This is a genomic window from Actinoplanes sp. NPDC049548 (assembly GCF_040676695.1).
Lineage (GTDB): Bacteria > Actinomycetota > Actinomycetes > Mycobacteriales > Micromonosporaceae > Actinoplanes.
This window is the reverse complement of record NZ_JBFAPM010000003.1, coordinates 67,041-82,093: the sequence shown is the minus strand read 5'-3', so window position 1 is coordinate 82,093 and position 15,053 is coordinate 67,041. Positions and strand designations below refer to the sequence as shown.

Sequence of the window (15,053 nt, the reverse complement as noted above, 5' to 3'; positions counted from 1 at the left end):
CCTCAGCGCGCGTAGAACTCGACGACCAGCTGCTCGTCGCAGATCACCGGGACCTCGGCGCGCAGCGGCTTGCGGATGACGGTGGTGCGCAGCTCCTCGATGACCGTCGACAGGTACGGCGCGGTCGGCCCGTCGAGGTGGGCGCCGGTGGCCGCGATATGGAACGGCGGCTTCTGCCGGCTGCTCTCGCGCACCTCGACGACCTGGCCGGGCTTGAGCCGGTACGACGGGCGGTCCACCTTCTTGCCGTCCACGGTGAAGTGGCCGTGGGCGACGAGCTGACGGGCCTGGTAGATGGTGCGGGCCAGGCCGGCGCGCTGCACGGTGGCGTCGAGACGGCTCTCGAGCAGGGCGACCATGTTCTCGCCCGTCTTGCCCTCGCCCCGGTGCGCGTCGTCGTACGCCCTGCGCATCTGCGCCTCGCTGACGTTGTACTGGTGCCGCAACCGCTGCTTCTCGAGCAGGCGTACCTGGTAGTCCGACTGCTTGCGCCGGCCCCGGCCGTGCACGCCGGGCGGGAACGGGCGCCGCTCGAAGTACTTGACGCACTTGCGCGTCAGCGGGATGCCGAGTGCCCGCGACAGCCGGGCCTTGGGACGGGAGTTGTTCACGGGCGATTCTTCCTTCGGTACGGGATGCTACGGTTAGCCTCGCCTAACTAAGGTTAGCCTAACCGGTGCCCGGAGGTTCTTGACATGCAGCCCACCCATGCCGAGGTCGCGCGCACGCTCGCGGCCGGTCACCTGCCCGCCACCGCGCACATCGCCTGCCGCCCGGGCCCGCAGCCGGTGCGGCACGTGACCGACGCCCAGGGCCGGGTGCTCCTGCTCTCGCCCCGCGACGGCGCGCTCGCCGCCGCCCTGCGCCCGGCACCGGACACCGACGACACGGCCCTGGTCCTCGACATCCCCGACGTGCCCCCGGTCGCCGGGGCTCCCTCCCTGGGCCGCATCTGGGTGGCCGGCTGGGCCGCGCTGCTCACCGGCGACGAGGCGCGGCAGGCGGCGCTCGACTACGCCGACACCGACCCGGCCGCCGACCTGCTCGACGTGGGCACCACCCAGGTCATCCACCGTATGGACGTGGCCGAGGTGCGCTACGAGCGCAACGGCGTACTCGTCGACGTCGACCCCGACGAGTACGCCGAGGCGAGCCCCGACCCGCTGCACACCATGGAGTTCGACCTCATCGCCGACCTCGCCGATCACCACGTCGACGAGATGGCCGGCTACGTGCGCCGCCGGCTCGGTCCGGCCGCGCGCCCCGGCGACGAGCCGCGCGTCGTCCGCCTCGACCGCTACGGCTTCCTGGTGCGCATCGGTGCCCGCCTCGCCCGGCTCTCGTTCCCCCGCCCGGTCGCCGACCGCCACGACCTCGCCCACCTGCTGCACCCGGTGCTGTGCAACCGGTGCGTTCAGAACACCCCCGGCAGCTCGTCCGTCAGGTAGCGCTGCACGGCGGGACCCACCGCGGCCACCAGCTGGTCGGGGTCGGCCGACGCCACCGGTTCGACCTTGAGCACGTACCGGACCACGGCCAGGCCGGCGATCTGCGTCGCGACGAGGGCCGCCCGCGCGGGCGCCTCCTTCTCGTCGATGCCCAGCTCGGCCACGGCCCGGCGCAGCACCTGGGTCACCACGAACTCCCGCATCAGCCGGGCGGTCCACTCGTTGCTCATCGCGGAGCGCATGAGGGCCACGGCCGCGGCTCCGGCGGGGGAGTCCCACACGCTCAGCACCAGCCGCACGAGCCGTACGCCGGCCTCCTCGCGGGGCCCGTCCAGTGCCCTGGGCACCAGCTCGGCGGGATCGACCGGGGAGTTCATGGCGGCCAGGAAGAGCTTCTCCTTGGTGCCGAAGTAGTGGTGCACGAGCGCCGGGTCGACCCCGGCGTCCCCGGCGATGGCGCGGATCGACGCCTTGTCGAAGCCCCGCTCGGCGAAGATGGTGCGGGCGGCCTCCAGGATGGACTGCTTGGTGTCCTGGTTGCCCGGACGCCGCCCGCTGCGCCGTACCAAAGAAGATCTCCCCCGTCGTCTCAGCCGGTCCGTCGCCGCAGCGTGGCGGCCGCGAGCACGAGCGCCGCGATCGCCGCGGCGGTCACGACCGCCAGGTCCCACCACATCGTCGTCGTCGGGTCGGCGTGCCGGCCGACCTGCGCGAGGGCGTCCACCGCGTATGACAGCGGGAAGACGTCACTGACCGCCTGCAGCCAGCCCGCCATCTGCCCCCGCGGCACGAACAGCCCGCAGAGCAGCAGCTGCGGCACGACCACCACCGGTAGGAACTGTACGGCCTGGAACTCCGTACGGGCGAAGGCGCTGCACAACAGCCCCAGCGCGACGCCCAGCACGGCATTGACCACCGCGATGAGCACCACCAGCCCGGCGTTGCCCACGGTGTCGAGCCCGAGCAGCCAGTACGCCGCCCCGACCGCCACCGCGGCCTGCAGCGCCGCGGCCAGGCCGAAGGCGATGCCGTAGCCGAACAGCAGGTCGAGCTTGCCCAGGGGCGTGGTCAGCAGCCGCTCGAGCGTGCCCGTGGTCCGCTCCCGCAGCATGGCGATGCTGGTCACCAGGAACATCGTGACGAACGGGAAGACCCCGAGCATCACGAGCGCGATCCGGTCGAACGTCGGGCCGGCGTTCTCGTACATGAAATAGAGCAGCGTCAGCAGCGCCGCGGGAACGACGATCAACAGCGCGACGGTACGCCGATCGTGGCGCAGCTGCCGCAGGATCCGGCCCGCCGTGCTGAACGTGATCCGCAGGTTCATCGTGCCCCGACCTCCTCGCGGTCGCGGATCAGGCGCAGGAACGCCTCCTCCAGGTCCTCGGTCCCGGCCGCCGCGCGGATGGCGGCGGGGGAGTCGTCGCCGATCAGCCGGCCCTCCCGGATGAGCAGCAGCCGGTCGCAGCGCCCGGCCTCGTCCATGACGTGGCTGGAGACCAGCAGGGTGGTGCCGTCGGCGGCGAGGGCGTGGAACCTCGCCCACAGGTCGGCGCGCAGCACCGGGTCCTGTCCGACGGTCGGCTCGTCGAGCACCAGCAGCCGTGGTCTACCGATCAGTGCGCAGGCCAGCGACGCGCGGCTGCGCTGCCCGCCGGAGAGGTTGCCGACGAGCTGCCCGGCGGCGTCTGCCAGGCCGACGTCGGCGACGGCCCGCTCCGCGTCGGCGGCCGACAGCCCGTGCAGGGACGCGAAGTACCGGGCGTTCTCCCGCACGGACAGGTCGGCGTAGACGCTGGGGGCCTGGGTGACGTAGCCGACGGTGTGCCGCAGGGGCGCGGCACCGGCCGGCTGCCCGAGCACGGTCACCGTGCCGGACCGCACGATCTGGACGCCGACGATCGCCCGGATGAGCGTCGTCTTCCCGCTGCCGCTGGGCCCGAGCAGCCCGGTGACGCTGCCGGCCGGGACGGCGAAGGAGAGCCCGTGCAGGACCCGTCGCCTTCCCCGCTCGACCACGAGGTCGCGGACCTCGATGGCGCTGGTCATGGTGCCTCCCGCAGAAACTCATCAACTGTTGAGTTCAACAGTAGATGAATTCTTGGGCGGGGACAACATGCAAAAGGCCGCGACCCCGCCTCAGCGGGATCGCGGCCTTGAAGACGCGCGGAGCTACAGACCCAGGATGCGGTCCAGGAACTCGCGGTAGCCGCGCATCGCCATGCGCATGCTCTCGGTGTCGGGGGTGTCGGTGCCGCGCAACGGGTCGAGCTGGTCGCGCTCGGCCAGCATCGACTCGGTCAGCTCCTGCACCGCCTCGGTGAGCAGGTCGTGGGCCCGGGTCAGCGCGGCCACCGGATCGTCCACGAACTGTGCCTTGACCTCGTGCCACTCGGTGCGCAGCCGCTCGGCGCCGGCCTCGTCCCAGAACGAGATCGGGCTGTGGTCCAGGTCGCCGGGGCGCAGCGGCTGCGCGGACGCGACCTCGCCGGTCTGCCGGGCCGCGCGCCGCCCGCCCGGGGTCTCCTCTTCTCCCGCGGCCCGCGCCTCGTCGAGGTGCGGGCTCCGCTCCTCGGCCCGGCTGCGCCGCCCGCCGCCGGGCGAGGCCGGCGCGGGGTCCAGCGGATCGGTGCGGAACGCGGTCGCGGGGTTGCCGTCCCGGCCCCACCCGAGCTCACCCGCGCGAGCCGGATCGGCACCCGGCGGGGACTGGCCGAGAGCGAAGGCATTCCCGCCCGGGAAGGGCTCGAGCGGCGCGTTCGCGCCGGGGATCGAAGCGCTGCCCGCGGTCGCGCCGCGGTGCGCCGGGGGCGCCCAGGCGTCGTGAGCCGGCGGCTCCGACTCGGCGGCCTGGGCCGGTCGATCGGCGCCGGGCGCACCCGACACCGGCCGGGCGCCGGACGGGCGGGTCGAGGGCGGCAGCGGCACCTGAGCCGATCCCGAGGCGGCGGGCTGGCCGCTCACCGGACGCCCGCCCGGGAACGCGTCGCCGGGCAGCTCGGGCCCGGCCTGCGGCGGGGTGAGCGGGTCGATCGGCTGCTCCGGCACCGGCGGGTTGCCCGCGGTCGCGAACGGCGACGGTGCGTACAGCGGCGGGGTCTCGGGTGGCGGCCCGAACGGCGAGAGCGAGTGCGGCAGCCCGCCGTTGATCAGCGGCGACTGCCCGTTCTGCGGCGCGCCGCCGTGGCGCGGCCCGGTCTCTCCGTTGCGGTGCCCGTTGGTCTCCACGGGTGGGAAGCCTCCCTGGTTCGTCCAGCGCAGTCCGTTGGTGGTGCCGCCCAGCAGTGCGTCCGCGGGGCGCCGCGAGCCGAGCGCGACCAGCTTCGTGTCGTCGGTCAGCGCCGGGTGCGGCCGGGCAGCAGCGTAGGAGGTCGGTGCACCCTCCGCCTGGTCGGCGGCCGCCCGCTCGCCGTTCGCTTCGTCGTCGCTGCCGGACTCGTCGGCGGTGTCGGCCTGGTCGTCGGCGGCGCGGTCGGCGCCGGAGGCCGGCCAGAAGCGGCCGGGACCGCGCGACTGCCGCCCGTCCTCGGGGTTGGCCGTCGGCTCCATCTTCGAGACTCCCGTCACGGTGGCGGCACGACCCGTCCGGACGTCCGGGCGGGCGCGGGGCACGACGACGGTACCGTCCCCGCCTCACCTGTCACACCCCCTGTGCGGGTCCGTGACCGGATCGTGGGCTAAAGGGCGGGTACAGGCCGTGGCCGTTCGGCGGCATGCGAGACAATCTGGCACTGTGCCCGCCGCAGACCTCTCCCAGCAGCCCGCCCGGCCGTCCGCCCTCGACCCCGCCGTCGCCGCCCGCCTGCGCCGCAGCGCCGACGGACTGGTCGCCGCGATCGTGCGCGAGCACGACACCGGCGACGTCCTGATGCTCGCCTGGATGGACGACGAGGCGCTGCACCGCACCCTCACCACCGGGCGCGCCACCTACTGGTCGCGCAGCCGCAAGGAGTACTGGGTGAAGGGCGCCACCTCCGGGCACCACCAGTACGTCCGGTCCGTCGCCCTGGACTGCGACGGCGACGCCCTGCTGGTCACCGTGGACCAGGTCGGCGCCGCCTGCCACACGGGTACGCACACCTGCTTCAGCGACGAGCTGACCGTCACCCGGCCCGAGGAGGACGCATGACCAGCGGTGCCGTGACGCCCGGCGAGGAGACCTTCGTCGCTCAGGCAGCGCGGCGGCGCGTGGTCCCGGTGACCCGCCGGCTGCTCGCCGACGGCGAGACCCCGATCGGCGTCTACCGCAAGCTCGCGGGCGGCCCGGGCACCTTCCTGCTCGAGTCGGCGGAGCAGGGCGCGGGATCCGCCGCGTGGTCGCGCTACTCGTTCGTCGGGGTACGCAGCGTCGCCACGCTGGTCGAACGCGACGGCGAGGCGGCCTGGCTGGGCAGCCCGCCGGGCGGCGTACCGCTGAGCGGGGACCCGGTCGCCGCCCTGCGGGAGACGGTCGCGGCACTCGCCGCCCCGGACGACGGGGACCTCGGTGACGAGCTGCCCCCGCTCACCGGAGGCATGGTCGGCTACCTGAGCTACGACCTGGTCCGCCGGTTCGAGCGCCTGCCCGCCACGGCCGCGGACGATGTGCCCCTGCCCGAGCTGGGCATGATGCTCGCCACCGACCTCGTGGTGCTCGACCACTACGACGGCTCGGCGATCCTGGTCGCCAACGCGGTCCTGCCCGACGGCGCCGACCCCGACACGGCGCGGGCCGCGTACCACCAGGCGGTGGGCCGGCTCGACGCGATGACCACCGCCCTGTCCCGGCCCACCCCGCCGATGATCTCCACGGTGGAGCGCGTACCGGCCGGCGACGTGGTCAGCCGCACCGCGGCCGGCGACTACCAGAAGGCGGTGGAGACGGCCAAGGAGGCGATCCGGGCCGGCGAATGCTTCCAGATCGTCGTCGCCCAGCGCTTCGAACGCGCCACCGACGCCGACCCCCTCGACGTCTACCGGGTGCTGCGGGCGACGAACCCCAGCCCGTACATGTATCTGCTGCGCTTCGACGACTTCGACATCGTCGGCTCGTCCCCGGAGGCCCACCTCAAGGTCAGCGCGGCCGAGAGCGGCGTACGCCGGGCCCTGCTGCATCCCATCGCCGGCACCCGCTGGCGAGGCGCGACGCCGGAGCAGGACAACGCCCTCGCCGCGGAGCTCCTCGCCGACCCGAAGGAACGCTCGGAGCACGTCATGCTCGTCGACCTCGGCCGCAACGACCTGGGCCGGGTCTGCCGGGCCGGCACGGTCGAGGTGCCCGACTTCGCCCGCATCGAGCGGTACAGCCACGTCATGCACATCGTCTCCACGGTCGTCGGCGAGCTCCGCGACGACCGCACGGCCTTCGACGCGCTCGCCGCGACCTTCCCGGCCGGAACCCTCTCCGGAGCCCCCAAGGTCCGCGCCATGGAGATCATCGAAAGCCTCGAACCGACCCGTCGAGGCCTGTACGGAGGCACGGTCGGCTACTTCGGCTTCGCCGGAGACATGGACATGGCGATCGCGATCCGCACGGCCCTGATGCGCGGCGGCACGGCGTACGTGGGCGCCGGCGCCGGCATCGTGGCCGACTCCGACCCGGCCGCCGAGGAGCAGGAGACCCGCAACAAGGCCGCAGCGGTCCTGGCAGCGATCGCCGCCGCCGAGACCCTGCGCGCGGCGCGGTGACCACGCCGGCCCGCAGGCTCGGCGTGACGGTCCTGTGCTGCGTGGCGGGTGCCGGCCTCGCGCTCTACGGCATCACCCGGACCTGGGCGGTCACGGTCACCGCCCGCCCGGGCCTGCCGGAGCTGCGCACGGCCCGCACCGGCACCGACCTGGCGCCGTGGGTGACCGGCCTCGCGCTGGTCGCGCTGGCCGGGGGCGGCGCCCTGCTCGCCACCCGCGGAACGGCCCGCCGCGTCCTCGGCGCCCTGCTGGCGGCGGCCGGCGCGGGCCTGGCGGTCGCCGCGGGCCTCGGCCGGGCCGGTCTCGACATCGGCGCGGCCGGAGCCGGCGGCACGCTCTGGCCGGTCGCCTGCGTGCTGGGCGGGCTCCTGATCGTGGCCGGCGGCTGGCAGGCCGTCCGGCACGGTCACGAATGGCCGGGGATGGGGGCACGCTACGAACGCCGCCCGGCGACCACGCCGGCCCAGAACGAGGACCGGGCGGACACGAGAGCGGTCTGGGACGCACTCGACCGGGGCGACGACCCGACCGCGCGCTGATCCTGATCCCCGGCCCCCCGGGTTGGTCGGCCTTGGTGCGCCCCCGAAATCGGGACGGTTCAGCGGCTGGTCACAAGAGCGCCGTCCGGGCGACCCGCCGCCCCGGCATTCCGGCGCCGAGGCTGGGCGGCCAGCGCCGCCACCATCGCGTCCATGTCGGCGCGGGCCTGCGCCCGCGCCCGGTCTGCGCACAGAGCTGCCCAGGCGTTCCCCTGGGCGGTCCGCACGTTGTCCTCCCCGACGACCACCCGCTCCACGCCGGCGATCAGATCGGCGGCGTACGAGACGACGGCGCGGGAAACGGCGGCGAAGCCGCTGTCGTCGCTGGCCATGGTCACCTCCACAGTGCTCGCGCGCGGGCCGGCGTGCGGGGACGCCGCCGACCAGTTTGCCCGAGTCCCATGCTGCCGGAGTCGTATTTCCGAACGGTGACGCGGCCGTCAACACGAAGGGGTATCAGCCGATCATCCAGGGGGTCCCAGCTAGTCGCGAGATGCGGCGGGGGAGGATGTGACAGAGGAGACAGGCTCCGCCCGGGAGCGCATTATGCCGCAGCCCACCTCGTGAGGCGCGCCATACCCCGGGCGGCTGGACACGTCGGCGGCCACCTAGCATCGGGCCGAGGACACCCGGAGAGGGGAGTCATTAGGTGACATCCGATCAGCGTGGTGCGGGATCGCAGAACGTGCTCGAGGAGATTCTCGCGGGAGTGCGCGAGGACGTCGAGGCTCGGCAGGCGCAGGTCTCGCTGGAGCAGGTCCGCGAGCTCGCGGCGGCGGCCCCGCCGGCGATCGACGCGTACGCGGCCCTGCGCAAACCCGGCGTGGCCGTGATCGCCGAGGTGAAGCGGTCGTCGCCGTCGAAGGGCGCCCTGGCCGACATCCCGGACCCGGCGGAGCTCGCGGGCGAGTACGCGGCCGGCGGCGCCCGATGCATCAGCGTCCTGACCGAGGGCCGCTGGTTCGGCGGCTCCCTGGAGGACCTGGCCGCGGTGCGGGCCGCGGTCGGCGTGCCGGTGTTGCGCAAGGACTTCGTCGTCTCCAGCTATCAGGTGCACGAGGCCCGCGCCCACGGTGCCGACCTCGTGCTGCTCATCGTGGCGGCGCTCGAGCAGAACGTCCTCGTCGGCCTGCTCGAGCGGATCGAGTCGCTGGGCATGACCGCGCTCGTCGAGGTGCACAACGAGGAAGAGGCCGACCGGGCACTGGACGCCGGCGCTCAGGTCATCGGGGTGAACGCCCGCGACCTGCGGACGCTGGAGGTGGACCGGTCCGTCTTCGAGCGGATCGCGCCGGGCCTGCCGAACAACGTCGTGAAGATCGCCGAGTCCGGGGTGCGCGGCCCGCACGACCTGATCCGGTACGCGTCCGCGGGCGCCGACGCGGTTCTCGTGGGCGAGGGCCTGGTCACCAAGAAGAGCCCCCGCGACGCCGTGGCCGAGCTGGTCAACGCCGGAAACCACCCCGCCACGCCGCGGCCGGTGCGATGAGCGCCCCCGCTCTTCCCGACCTGGCCGGGCATTTCGGCCGGTACGGCGGACGGTTCGTTCCCGAGGCGCTGGTGCGCGCGCTCGACGAGCTCGACGCCGCGTACCGTTCGGCCAAGACCGACCCGGTCTTCCAGGAGCGGTTCACCGGCCTGTTGCGCGACTACGCCGGGACGCCCTCCCTGCTCTACCGCGCGGAGCGGCTGTCGGCGGCGCTCGGGGCGGAGGTGCTGCTCAAGCGGGAGGACCTCAACCACACCGGCGCGCACAAGGTGCGCAACGTGCTGGGTCAGGCCCTGCTCGCCAAGCGGATGGGCAAGCCGCGGGTCATCGCCGAGACCGGCGCGGGCCAGCACGGCGTAGCCAGCGCCACCGCGGCCGCGCTGCTCGACCTCGAGTGCGTCGTGTACATGGGTGAGACCGACACCGAGCGGCAGGCGCTGAACGTCGCCCGGATGCGGATGCTCGGCGCGACGGTCATCCCGGTGACCAACGGCTCGCGGACCCTCAAGGACGCCCTGAACGAGGCCCTGCGGGACTGGGTCTCGAGCGTCGACACCACCCACTACCTGCTCGGGACCGCGGCCGGCCCGCACCCGTTCCCGGAGATCGTCCGGGACTTCGTCGGCGGTATCGGCACCGAGGCCCGTGAGCAGTGTCTCGCGCAGCTGGGCCGGCTGCCCGACGCCGTGGCCGCGTGCGTCGGCGGCGGCTCGAACGCCATCGGCATCTTCCACGCCTTCGTGCCCGACGAGCAGGTCCGGCTGTACGGCTTCGAGGCCGGCGGCGACGGTGTGGAGACCGGCCGGCACGCCGCGTCCATCACCGGCGGCTCGGCGGGGGTCCTGCACGGGGCCCGCACGTACGTGCTGCAGGACGAGGACGGGCAGACGGTCGAGTCGCACTCCATCTCGGCGGGCCTGGACTACCCGGGCGTCGGCCCGGAGCACGCGTGGCTGCACGACACGGGCCGCGCGACGTACGAGCCGGTGACCGACGACGAGGCGATGGCGGCGTTCCAGCTGCTGTGCCGCACCGAGGGCATCATCCCGGCGATCGAGAGCGCCCACGCGCTCGCCGGCGCCGCCCGCATCGCGCCGCAGCTGGCGGAGGAGCTCGGCCGCACGCCGACCATCGTGGTCAACCTGTCCGGCCGTGGTGACAAGGACGTGCACACCGCGGGCGCCTACTTCGGCATCCTCGACGAGCGCGAGGTTCTCGTACCCGGGGAGCAGGAGTGAGCATTCTCGAGACCTTCGGCAAGGCGAAGGCCGAGGGGCGGTCGGTGCTCGTCGGGTGCATGCCGGCCGGCTTCCCGAACGTCGACGACAGCATCAGGTCGATGGTCGCCATGGCCGAGGCCGGATGCGACGTCATCGAGGTCGAGCTGCCGTACAGCGACCCGGTCATGGACGGGCCGGTGATCCAGAAGGCGAGCGACATCGCGCTGGCGAACGGCGTCCGCACCCGGGACACGCTGCGGATCATCGAGGCCGTGGCGGGCACCGGCGCGACGGTCGTGCTGATGACGTACTGGAACCCGATCGAGAAGTACGGCGTCGACGCGTTCGCGCGGGACCTGGCGGCGGCCGGTGCCACCGGCATGATCACGCCCGATCTCATCCCGGACGAGGCGCAGGAGTGGATCGCCGCCGCCGACCGGCACGCGATCGACCGTACGTTCCTCGTCTCGCCCTCGTCGACCGACGAGCGCATCGCGATGACGGTGGCCAACTGCCGGGGTTTCGTCTACGCGACGGCCCTGATGGGTGTCACCGGCGCGCGCACGTCCGTGTCGTCGCAGGCGCCGGAGCTGGTGGCCCGGGTCCGCGCCGCCGACCCCGACATGCCCGTTGGTGTCGGTCTCGGGGTGGGCACGGGGGCACAGGCCGCCGAGGTCGCCGCCTTCGCCGACGGTGTGATCGTCGGCAGCGCGCTCATCCGCTGCGTGCTCGACGCCCCCGACCTGGCCACCGGCCACCAGCGGCTGCGTGCCCTGAGCGCGGAACTCGCCGAGGGCGTACGCGCGGGCAAACCCTCCTGACACCACACGCAGCAAACGGCGGTAGTGTGCGCCCGTGACAGTCGCCGCTATCCCCAGTCCGACCACGTCGGTGTGGCACCTCGTCGGCATCCCGATCCGGGCGTACGCGCTCTGCATCGTCCTCGGCATCGTCGTGGCCGTCCTCGTGATGGAGCATCGGCTGCGCCGCCGAGGCGTCGCGCCGTGGGCCTCGCTGGACATGGCCGTGTGGGCCGTGCCGTTCGGCATCGTCGGCGCGCGGATCTACCACGTGATCACCTCGCCGGACGAGTACTTCGGCGCCGGCGGTGAGCCGATCCGGGTCTTCCAGATCTGGGAGGGCGGCCTCGGCATCTGGGGCGCGGTGGCCGGCGGCGCGCTCGGCGCCTGGTTCGCCGCCCGCCAGCTGGGCCTGCCGCTGTCGGTGTTCGCCGACGCGCTGGCGCCCGGCCTGCCGCTGGCCCAGGCGATCGGCCGCTTCGGCAACTGGTTCAACAACGAGCTGTACGGCAGCGTCACCACCCTGCCGTGGGGCCTGCGCGTGCACGACATGGACCGCTCGAACCCCGGGCACGCCACGGTCATCGACGGCAAGCCGGTCACCCTGCCCGACCTCTACCACCCGACCTTCCTGTACGAGGCGATCTGGGACGTCGGCGTGGCCGGGCTCGTGTGGGCGCTGGACCGGCGGTTCAAGTTCGGCCGCGGGCGCGCGTTCGCGATCTACGTGATGGCGTACACGGCCGGCCGCTGCTGGATCGAGATGCTGCGGATCGACGAGGCCAACAAGCTGTTCGGCATCCGCCTCAACGTCTTCACGTCCATCGTCGTGTTCCTGCTGGCGCTCGCGTACTTCCTGATCGTCAAGGGCCCCCGCGAGTACGTGGTGCCGATCGACGCGCCGGAGACCGAGCCCGAGCCGGAGACCGCCGGCGACGTCGACCAGATCGACGTCGGGGCGAGCGAGCCGGTCGCCAAGGCCCCGAAGGCCTATCAGGTGGTCAGCGAGGAACGGTTCCGGGCGTACGAGCGCACGGGCGTGCTGCCACCGGCCGCTGCGGCGGAGGCCGCGCCGGAGGAGAAGCCGGCCGAGCCCGAGGAGAAACCCGCCGCCTCCACCTCCGCCGACGAGCGCTAGAAGCCGGGCCGCGACATGCGCACGGCCGTGGTGGTGGGCGCGGGGATCGCGGGGCTCGCCGCCGCCGGTGCTCTCGCGCGGGAGGGCTGGCGGGTCACCCTCCTCGAGCGCGGCGAGCGGGTGTCCGCGCCGCCGACCGCCCTGGTGCTGTGGCCCAACGGCCGCCGGGCGCTGGAGTCGCTGGATCCGGACGGCGGGTGGCCGGGCATCGCCGCCCCGCTGCCCGACGGCGGCGTCCGCCGCCCGGACGGCCAGTGGCTGGTCTCCCCGCACACCCGGCCGGGCGCGGGTCCGGCCCCGGCGGTCGTGCACCTGGAGGACCTCTACGACGCCCTGGTGGCCGGGCTCGGCGAGGGCGTCGAGATCCGCACCGGCGTGGAGATCACCAAGGTACGGGCGCCGCGCGCGGCCCGGCCCGCGGTCGGCGACGGCAGCCGGCTCCTGGAGGCCGATCTGATCGTCGCGGCCGACGGCATCGACAGCCCGGTACGCCGTGCGCTGGCCCCCGAGGCGGTCGCGGTCGGATCCGGCTTCGCGGCGTGGCAGGCCGTCGTGCCGGCGTACCGGATGCCCGCTCTGCCGCCGGACCAGGCGGCCGGGGGAGAGACGCTGGGGGCCGGCTACCGCTTCGTGTCGATGCCGCTCGGGGAGCGCGCGGCCGGCCGGGGCGGCGTCTACTGGGTGGCCACGGCGGCGGGCGCGCCCCGGCCGGAACCGCCGGCGACCCAGCTCGCCCTGCTGCGGCGGTGGTTCAAGAGCTGGCACGCGCCGATCGGGGAGCTGCTGGCGGCGACCCGTCCCGAGGACCTGGTCCCGCAGGAGGTCCGCGAGCTGCGGCCGCTGCCGCGGGCGTACGGGTTCCGCTGCGGCTCCGGCGGCGTGGTGCTGCTCGGCGACGCGGCCCACGCCATGCCCCACCACCTCGGTCAGGGCGCCTGCCTGGCGTTCGAGGACGCGGCCACGCTGCGGTCCCTGGTGGCGACAGCGGAGCCTGGGGCGGCGCTCGGGCAGGCCGTGGAGGCCTATGACCGCGCCCGGCGCCCGCGCACCGCCTCGGTGGTGCGGCAGAGCCGGCGCATGTCCGCGGTGGTGCAGGCCCGCGGCCGCCTGGCCCTGCGCGCCCGCGACGCGGCGCTGAGCTCGCTACGCCCCCGGATTCTGGGCTACGCCCACGGCCTCGCCGCGGACTGGCAACCCCCGGACTGAGCCGGCCGGGCGAGGCCACTGTCCGCCGGGCTCACGGTTGCCAGGCCGCCACGACGTCGCCGGGCCCCCAGACGGCGTCGACGGCATCAGCCGGTAGATCCGCCCCGGAGCGGGAGACCACGATCAGCCCGGTGTGCGAGTCGGCGAAGCCGGGGATCCGGCGTGCGCCCTCCTGAAGCTGGTGCAGATCGCGCGTGTCGAACGGCGTTCCCAGCCACTTCACCGACCCGCAGAAGTGGATCTGCGATGCGACCGGGGCCCGGTCGGCGCCGACCAGATCGATCTCCGGGTCGAACTGCCGGTTCCACCAACCGCCCACCACCTGGGCTTGCGGCCAGGGCAAGATCCCGGTGACCGTGGCTTGCTCCAGCGATGTCCGGATCAGCGGTTCGACAGCCCGGCCGCGCCAGCGCGTCCACCGGTTCTTGAACAGGGCGTAGCCCGCCGCCGGCCTGCCACGCTGCGCCATGGTGTGGACGTCGCGGAGGATCGCGAGGTAGAGGCGCAGGTTGCTGTCGGCGACCCGGTACAGGGCGGGTTTGCCGCTGCTCGTCGACAACGGATAGTCGGCAGCAAGAATCTGTTTGCCGTCGGTGAGCTGGCGCAGGAGCGGGGACAAGGTGCCGGAGCTGACCGGCCCCTCCGGGCCCGCTGCGGTGCCGGCGATGTTCGCGAAGGTACGGGCGTCGCCGCCGACCGCCTCGAGTACTCGCCGGGCGACGTCAGGGTTCGGAAACTGCGACGCGAGGGACTGCTCCGGTACGGCGAACAGCGGCGACGCCGAGTCGGCACACTGGTCACGCACATGGTCGTCGGCGGCCCTTCCGGACGGCCAGCGCATCAGGATGCCGGGTAGACCGCCGGTGATGAGGTGCGCATCGATGGCGTCGGAACCGGCCAGCCCGGTCGCGGCGGCCGTCTCGGCGAGGTTCAGCGGACCGAGGACGAGATTGTCGGCGCGTCCGTAGAAGGGTCTGTCGTACGCGGTGAGGCGTTGCATCATGTGCAGGTCGCTGCCGAGGAGCAACAGCAGAACCGGCCGGCGTGACAGCAGCCGGTCCCAGACGACCTGGAGCTGCCCGTCGAACGTGTCGTCCTGCTCCGAGAGCCACGGCAGCTCGTCGAGCACGACGATGCACGGCCGGTCCGGCAGCGAGCCCGCGAGGATCCGAAGCATGTCTCCCCACCCGCCGGCCGGTGGCGTGCCGGGCAGTAGCGCGGGGTCGTTCGGCAGATCCGACTCTTTGAGGGCGGCCAGGAACTGGATCGTCGACTCCGTCACCGACGCGCCTTTGACGGCGGTGAAGTAGAGGTAGGGGAGTTCCGAGCGGTCGCACAGCTCCTGGACGAGCCGCGACTTACCGACCTGGCGGCGGCCACGGATCGCGACGGCGAGACCGGCTCCCGACTCCGTGATGTGCTCGATCCGTCTGGTCAGAACGGACAGCTCGGTGTCTCGGCCGACGAACAGGACTTCCTCCCGGGGCGAGGATCAGGTAGATGCAGTCTACGTAGATTGAATCTACCTTCCGCCGCCCGGGGGTTT

16 protein-coding genes are annotated in these 15,053 nt (G+C 73.6%); 9 read left to right on the top strand and 7 right to left on the bottom strand.

Annotation, left to right across the window (positions count from 1 at the left end):
• Positions 1 to 2: 2 nt before the first annotated feature.
• Complete coding sequence (rpsD, locus tag AB0J80_RS07540; protein ID WP_364701476.1) at positions 3 to 611, bottom strand: 30S ribosomal protein S4; 609 nt, start codon at positions 609 to 611, stop codon at positions 3 to 5.
• A gap of 84 nt (positions 612 to 695) precedes the next feature.
• On the opposite strand from rpsD, the gene AB0J80_RS07535 reads away from it, so the two are divergent.
• Positions 696 to 1,448: a DUF2470 domain-containing protein gene (locus tag AB0J80_RS07535; protein WP_364701474.1), complete on the top strand. Its 753-nt coding sequence runs from the start codon at positions 696 to 698 to the stop codon at positions 1,446 to 1,448.
• On the opposite strand, the gene AB0J80_RS07530 is transcribed toward AB0J80_RS07535, so the two are convergent.
• The 4 genes from AB0J80_RS07530 to AB0J80_RS07515 form a co-directional block, all read right to left on the bottom strand.
• Positions 1,415 to 2,017 (bottom strand): TetR family transcriptional regulator, encoded by a 603-nt coding sequence (locus AB0J80_RS07530; protein ID WP_364701472.1) that lies wholly within the window; start codon positions 2,015 to 2,017, stop codon positions 1,415 to 1,417. The two genes, AB0J80_RS07535 and AB0J80_RS07530, sit on opposite strands and share 34 nt — an antisense overlap.
• A gap of 20 nt (positions 2,018 to 2,037) precedes the next feature.
• On the bottom strand, positions 2,038 to 2,775 hold the full coding sequence (locus AB0J80_RS07525) for an ABC transporter permease (protein ID WP_364701470.1): 738 nt from the start codon (positions 2,773 to 2,775) through the stop codon (positions 2,038 to 2,040).
• Entirely contained in the window at positions 2,772 to 3,497 is a 726-nt protein-coding gene (locus AB0J80_RS07520) for an ABC transporter ATP-binding protein (protein WP_364701468.1), read from the bottom strand. Before AB0J80_RS07520 ends, AB0J80_RS07525 begins: the two co-directional genes overlap by 4 nt.
• A 123-nt stretch (positions 3,498 to 3,620) precedes the next feature.
• On the bottom strand, positions 3,621 to 4,997 hold the full coding sequence (locus tag AB0J80_RS07515) for a hypothetical protein (protein WP_364701466.1): 1,377 nt from the start codon (positions 4,995 to 4,997) through the stop codon (positions 3,621 to 3,623).
• A gap of 184 nt (positions 4,998 to 5,181) precedes the next feature.
• On the opposite strand from AB0J80_RS07515, the gene hisI reads away from it, so the two are divergent.
• From hisI to AB0J80_RS07500, 3 genes are read left to right on the top strand one after another with little or no spacing between them, the layout of a single operon-like run.
• A complete protein-coding gene (gene hisI / locus AB0J80_RS07510; protein ID WP_364701464.1) occupies positions 5,182 to 5,577 on the top strand; it encodes a phosphoribosyl-AMP cyclohydrolase in 396 nt (131 codons plus the stop codon).
• Positions 5,574 to 7,115 (top strand): anthranilate synthase component I, encoded by a 1,542-nt coding sequence (locus tag AB0J80_RS07505; RefSeq protein ID WP_364701462.1) that lies wholly within the window; start codon positions 5,574 to 5,576, stop codon positions 7,113 to 7,115. The genes hisI and AB0J80_RS07505 overlap by 4 nt, the downstream gene beginning before the upstream one ends.
• Positions 7,112 to 7,654 carry a Trp biosynthesis-associated membrane protein gene (locus AB0J80_RS07500; protein ID WP_364701460.1) on the top strand — a complete coding sequence of 181 codons (543 nt, stop codon included), beginning with the start codon at positions 7,112 to 7,114 and terminating at the stop codon, positions 7,652 to 7,654. Before AB0J80_RS07505 ends, AB0J80_RS07500 begins: the two co-directional genes overlap by 4 nt.
• Before the next feature lie 59 nt (positions 7,655 to 7,713).
• Here the strand turns inward: AB0J80_RS07500 and AB0J80_RS07495 are convergent, their stop codons facing one another.
• Complete coding sequence (locus tag AB0J80_RS07495; protein ID WP_364701458.1) at positions 7,714 to 7,986, bottom strand: hypothetical protein; 273 nt, start codon at positions 7,984 to 7,986, stop codon at positions 7,714 to 7,716.
• A 353-nt stretch (positions 7,987 to 8,339) separates the two neighbouring features.
• Between AB0J80_RS07495 and trpC the strand changes: the two genes are divergently transcribed.
• The 5 genes from trpC to AB0J80_RS07470 are packed head-to-tail and all read left to right on the top strand — an operon-like array spanning position 8,340 to position 13,507.
• Entirely contained in the window at positions 8,340 to 9,143 is an 804-nt protein-coding gene (trpC, locus tag AB0J80_RS07490; RefSeq protein WP_364702596.1) for an indole-3-glycerol phosphate synthase TrpC, read from the top strand.
• Positions 9,140 to 10,381 carry a tryptophan synthase subunit beta gene (trpB, locus tag AB0J80_RS07485; RefSeq protein ID WP_364701456.1) on the top strand — a complete coding sequence of 414 codons (1,242 nt, stop codon included), beginning with the start codon at positions 9,140 to 9,142 and terminating at the stop codon, positions 10,379 to 10,381. Before trpC ends, trpB begins: the two co-directional genes overlap by 4 nt.
• Positions 10,378 to 11,184 (top strand): tryptophan synthase subunit alpha, encoded by an 807-nt coding sequence (gene trpA, locus AB0J80_RS07480; protein ID WP_364701454.1) that lies wholly within the window; start codon positions 10,378 to 10,380, stop codon positions 11,182 to 11,184. Before trpB ends, trpA begins: the two co-directional genes overlap by 4 nt.
• 34 nt (positions 11,185 to 11,218) lie before the next feature.
• Positions 11,219 to 12,301: a prolipoprotein diacylglyceryl transferase gene (gene lgt / locus AB0J80_RS07475; RefSeq protein ID WP_364701452.1), complete on the top strand. Its 1,083-nt coding sequence runs from the start codon at positions 11,219 to 11,221 to the stop codon at positions 12,299 to 12,301.
• Positions 12,302 to 12,316: 15 nt separating this feature from the next.
• On the top strand, positions 12,317 to 13,507 hold the full coding sequence (locus AB0J80_RS07470; protein WP_364701450.1) for an NAD(P)/FAD-dependent oxidoreductase: 1,191 nt from the start codon (positions 12,317 to 12,319) through the stop codon (positions 13,505 to 13,507).
• Positions 13,508 to 13,538: 31 nt separating this feature from the next.
• On the opposite strand, the gene AB0J80_RS07465 is transcribed toward AB0J80_RS07470, so the two are convergent.
• Positions 13,539 to 14,978 carry an ATP-binding protein gene (locus tag AB0J80_RS07465; protein ID WP_364702594.1) on the bottom strand — a complete coding sequence of 480 codons (1,440 nt, stop codon included), beginning with the start codon at positions 14,976 to 14,978 and terminating at the stop codon, positions 13,539 to 13,541.
• Positions 14,979 to 15,053 lie beyond the last annotated feature (75 nt).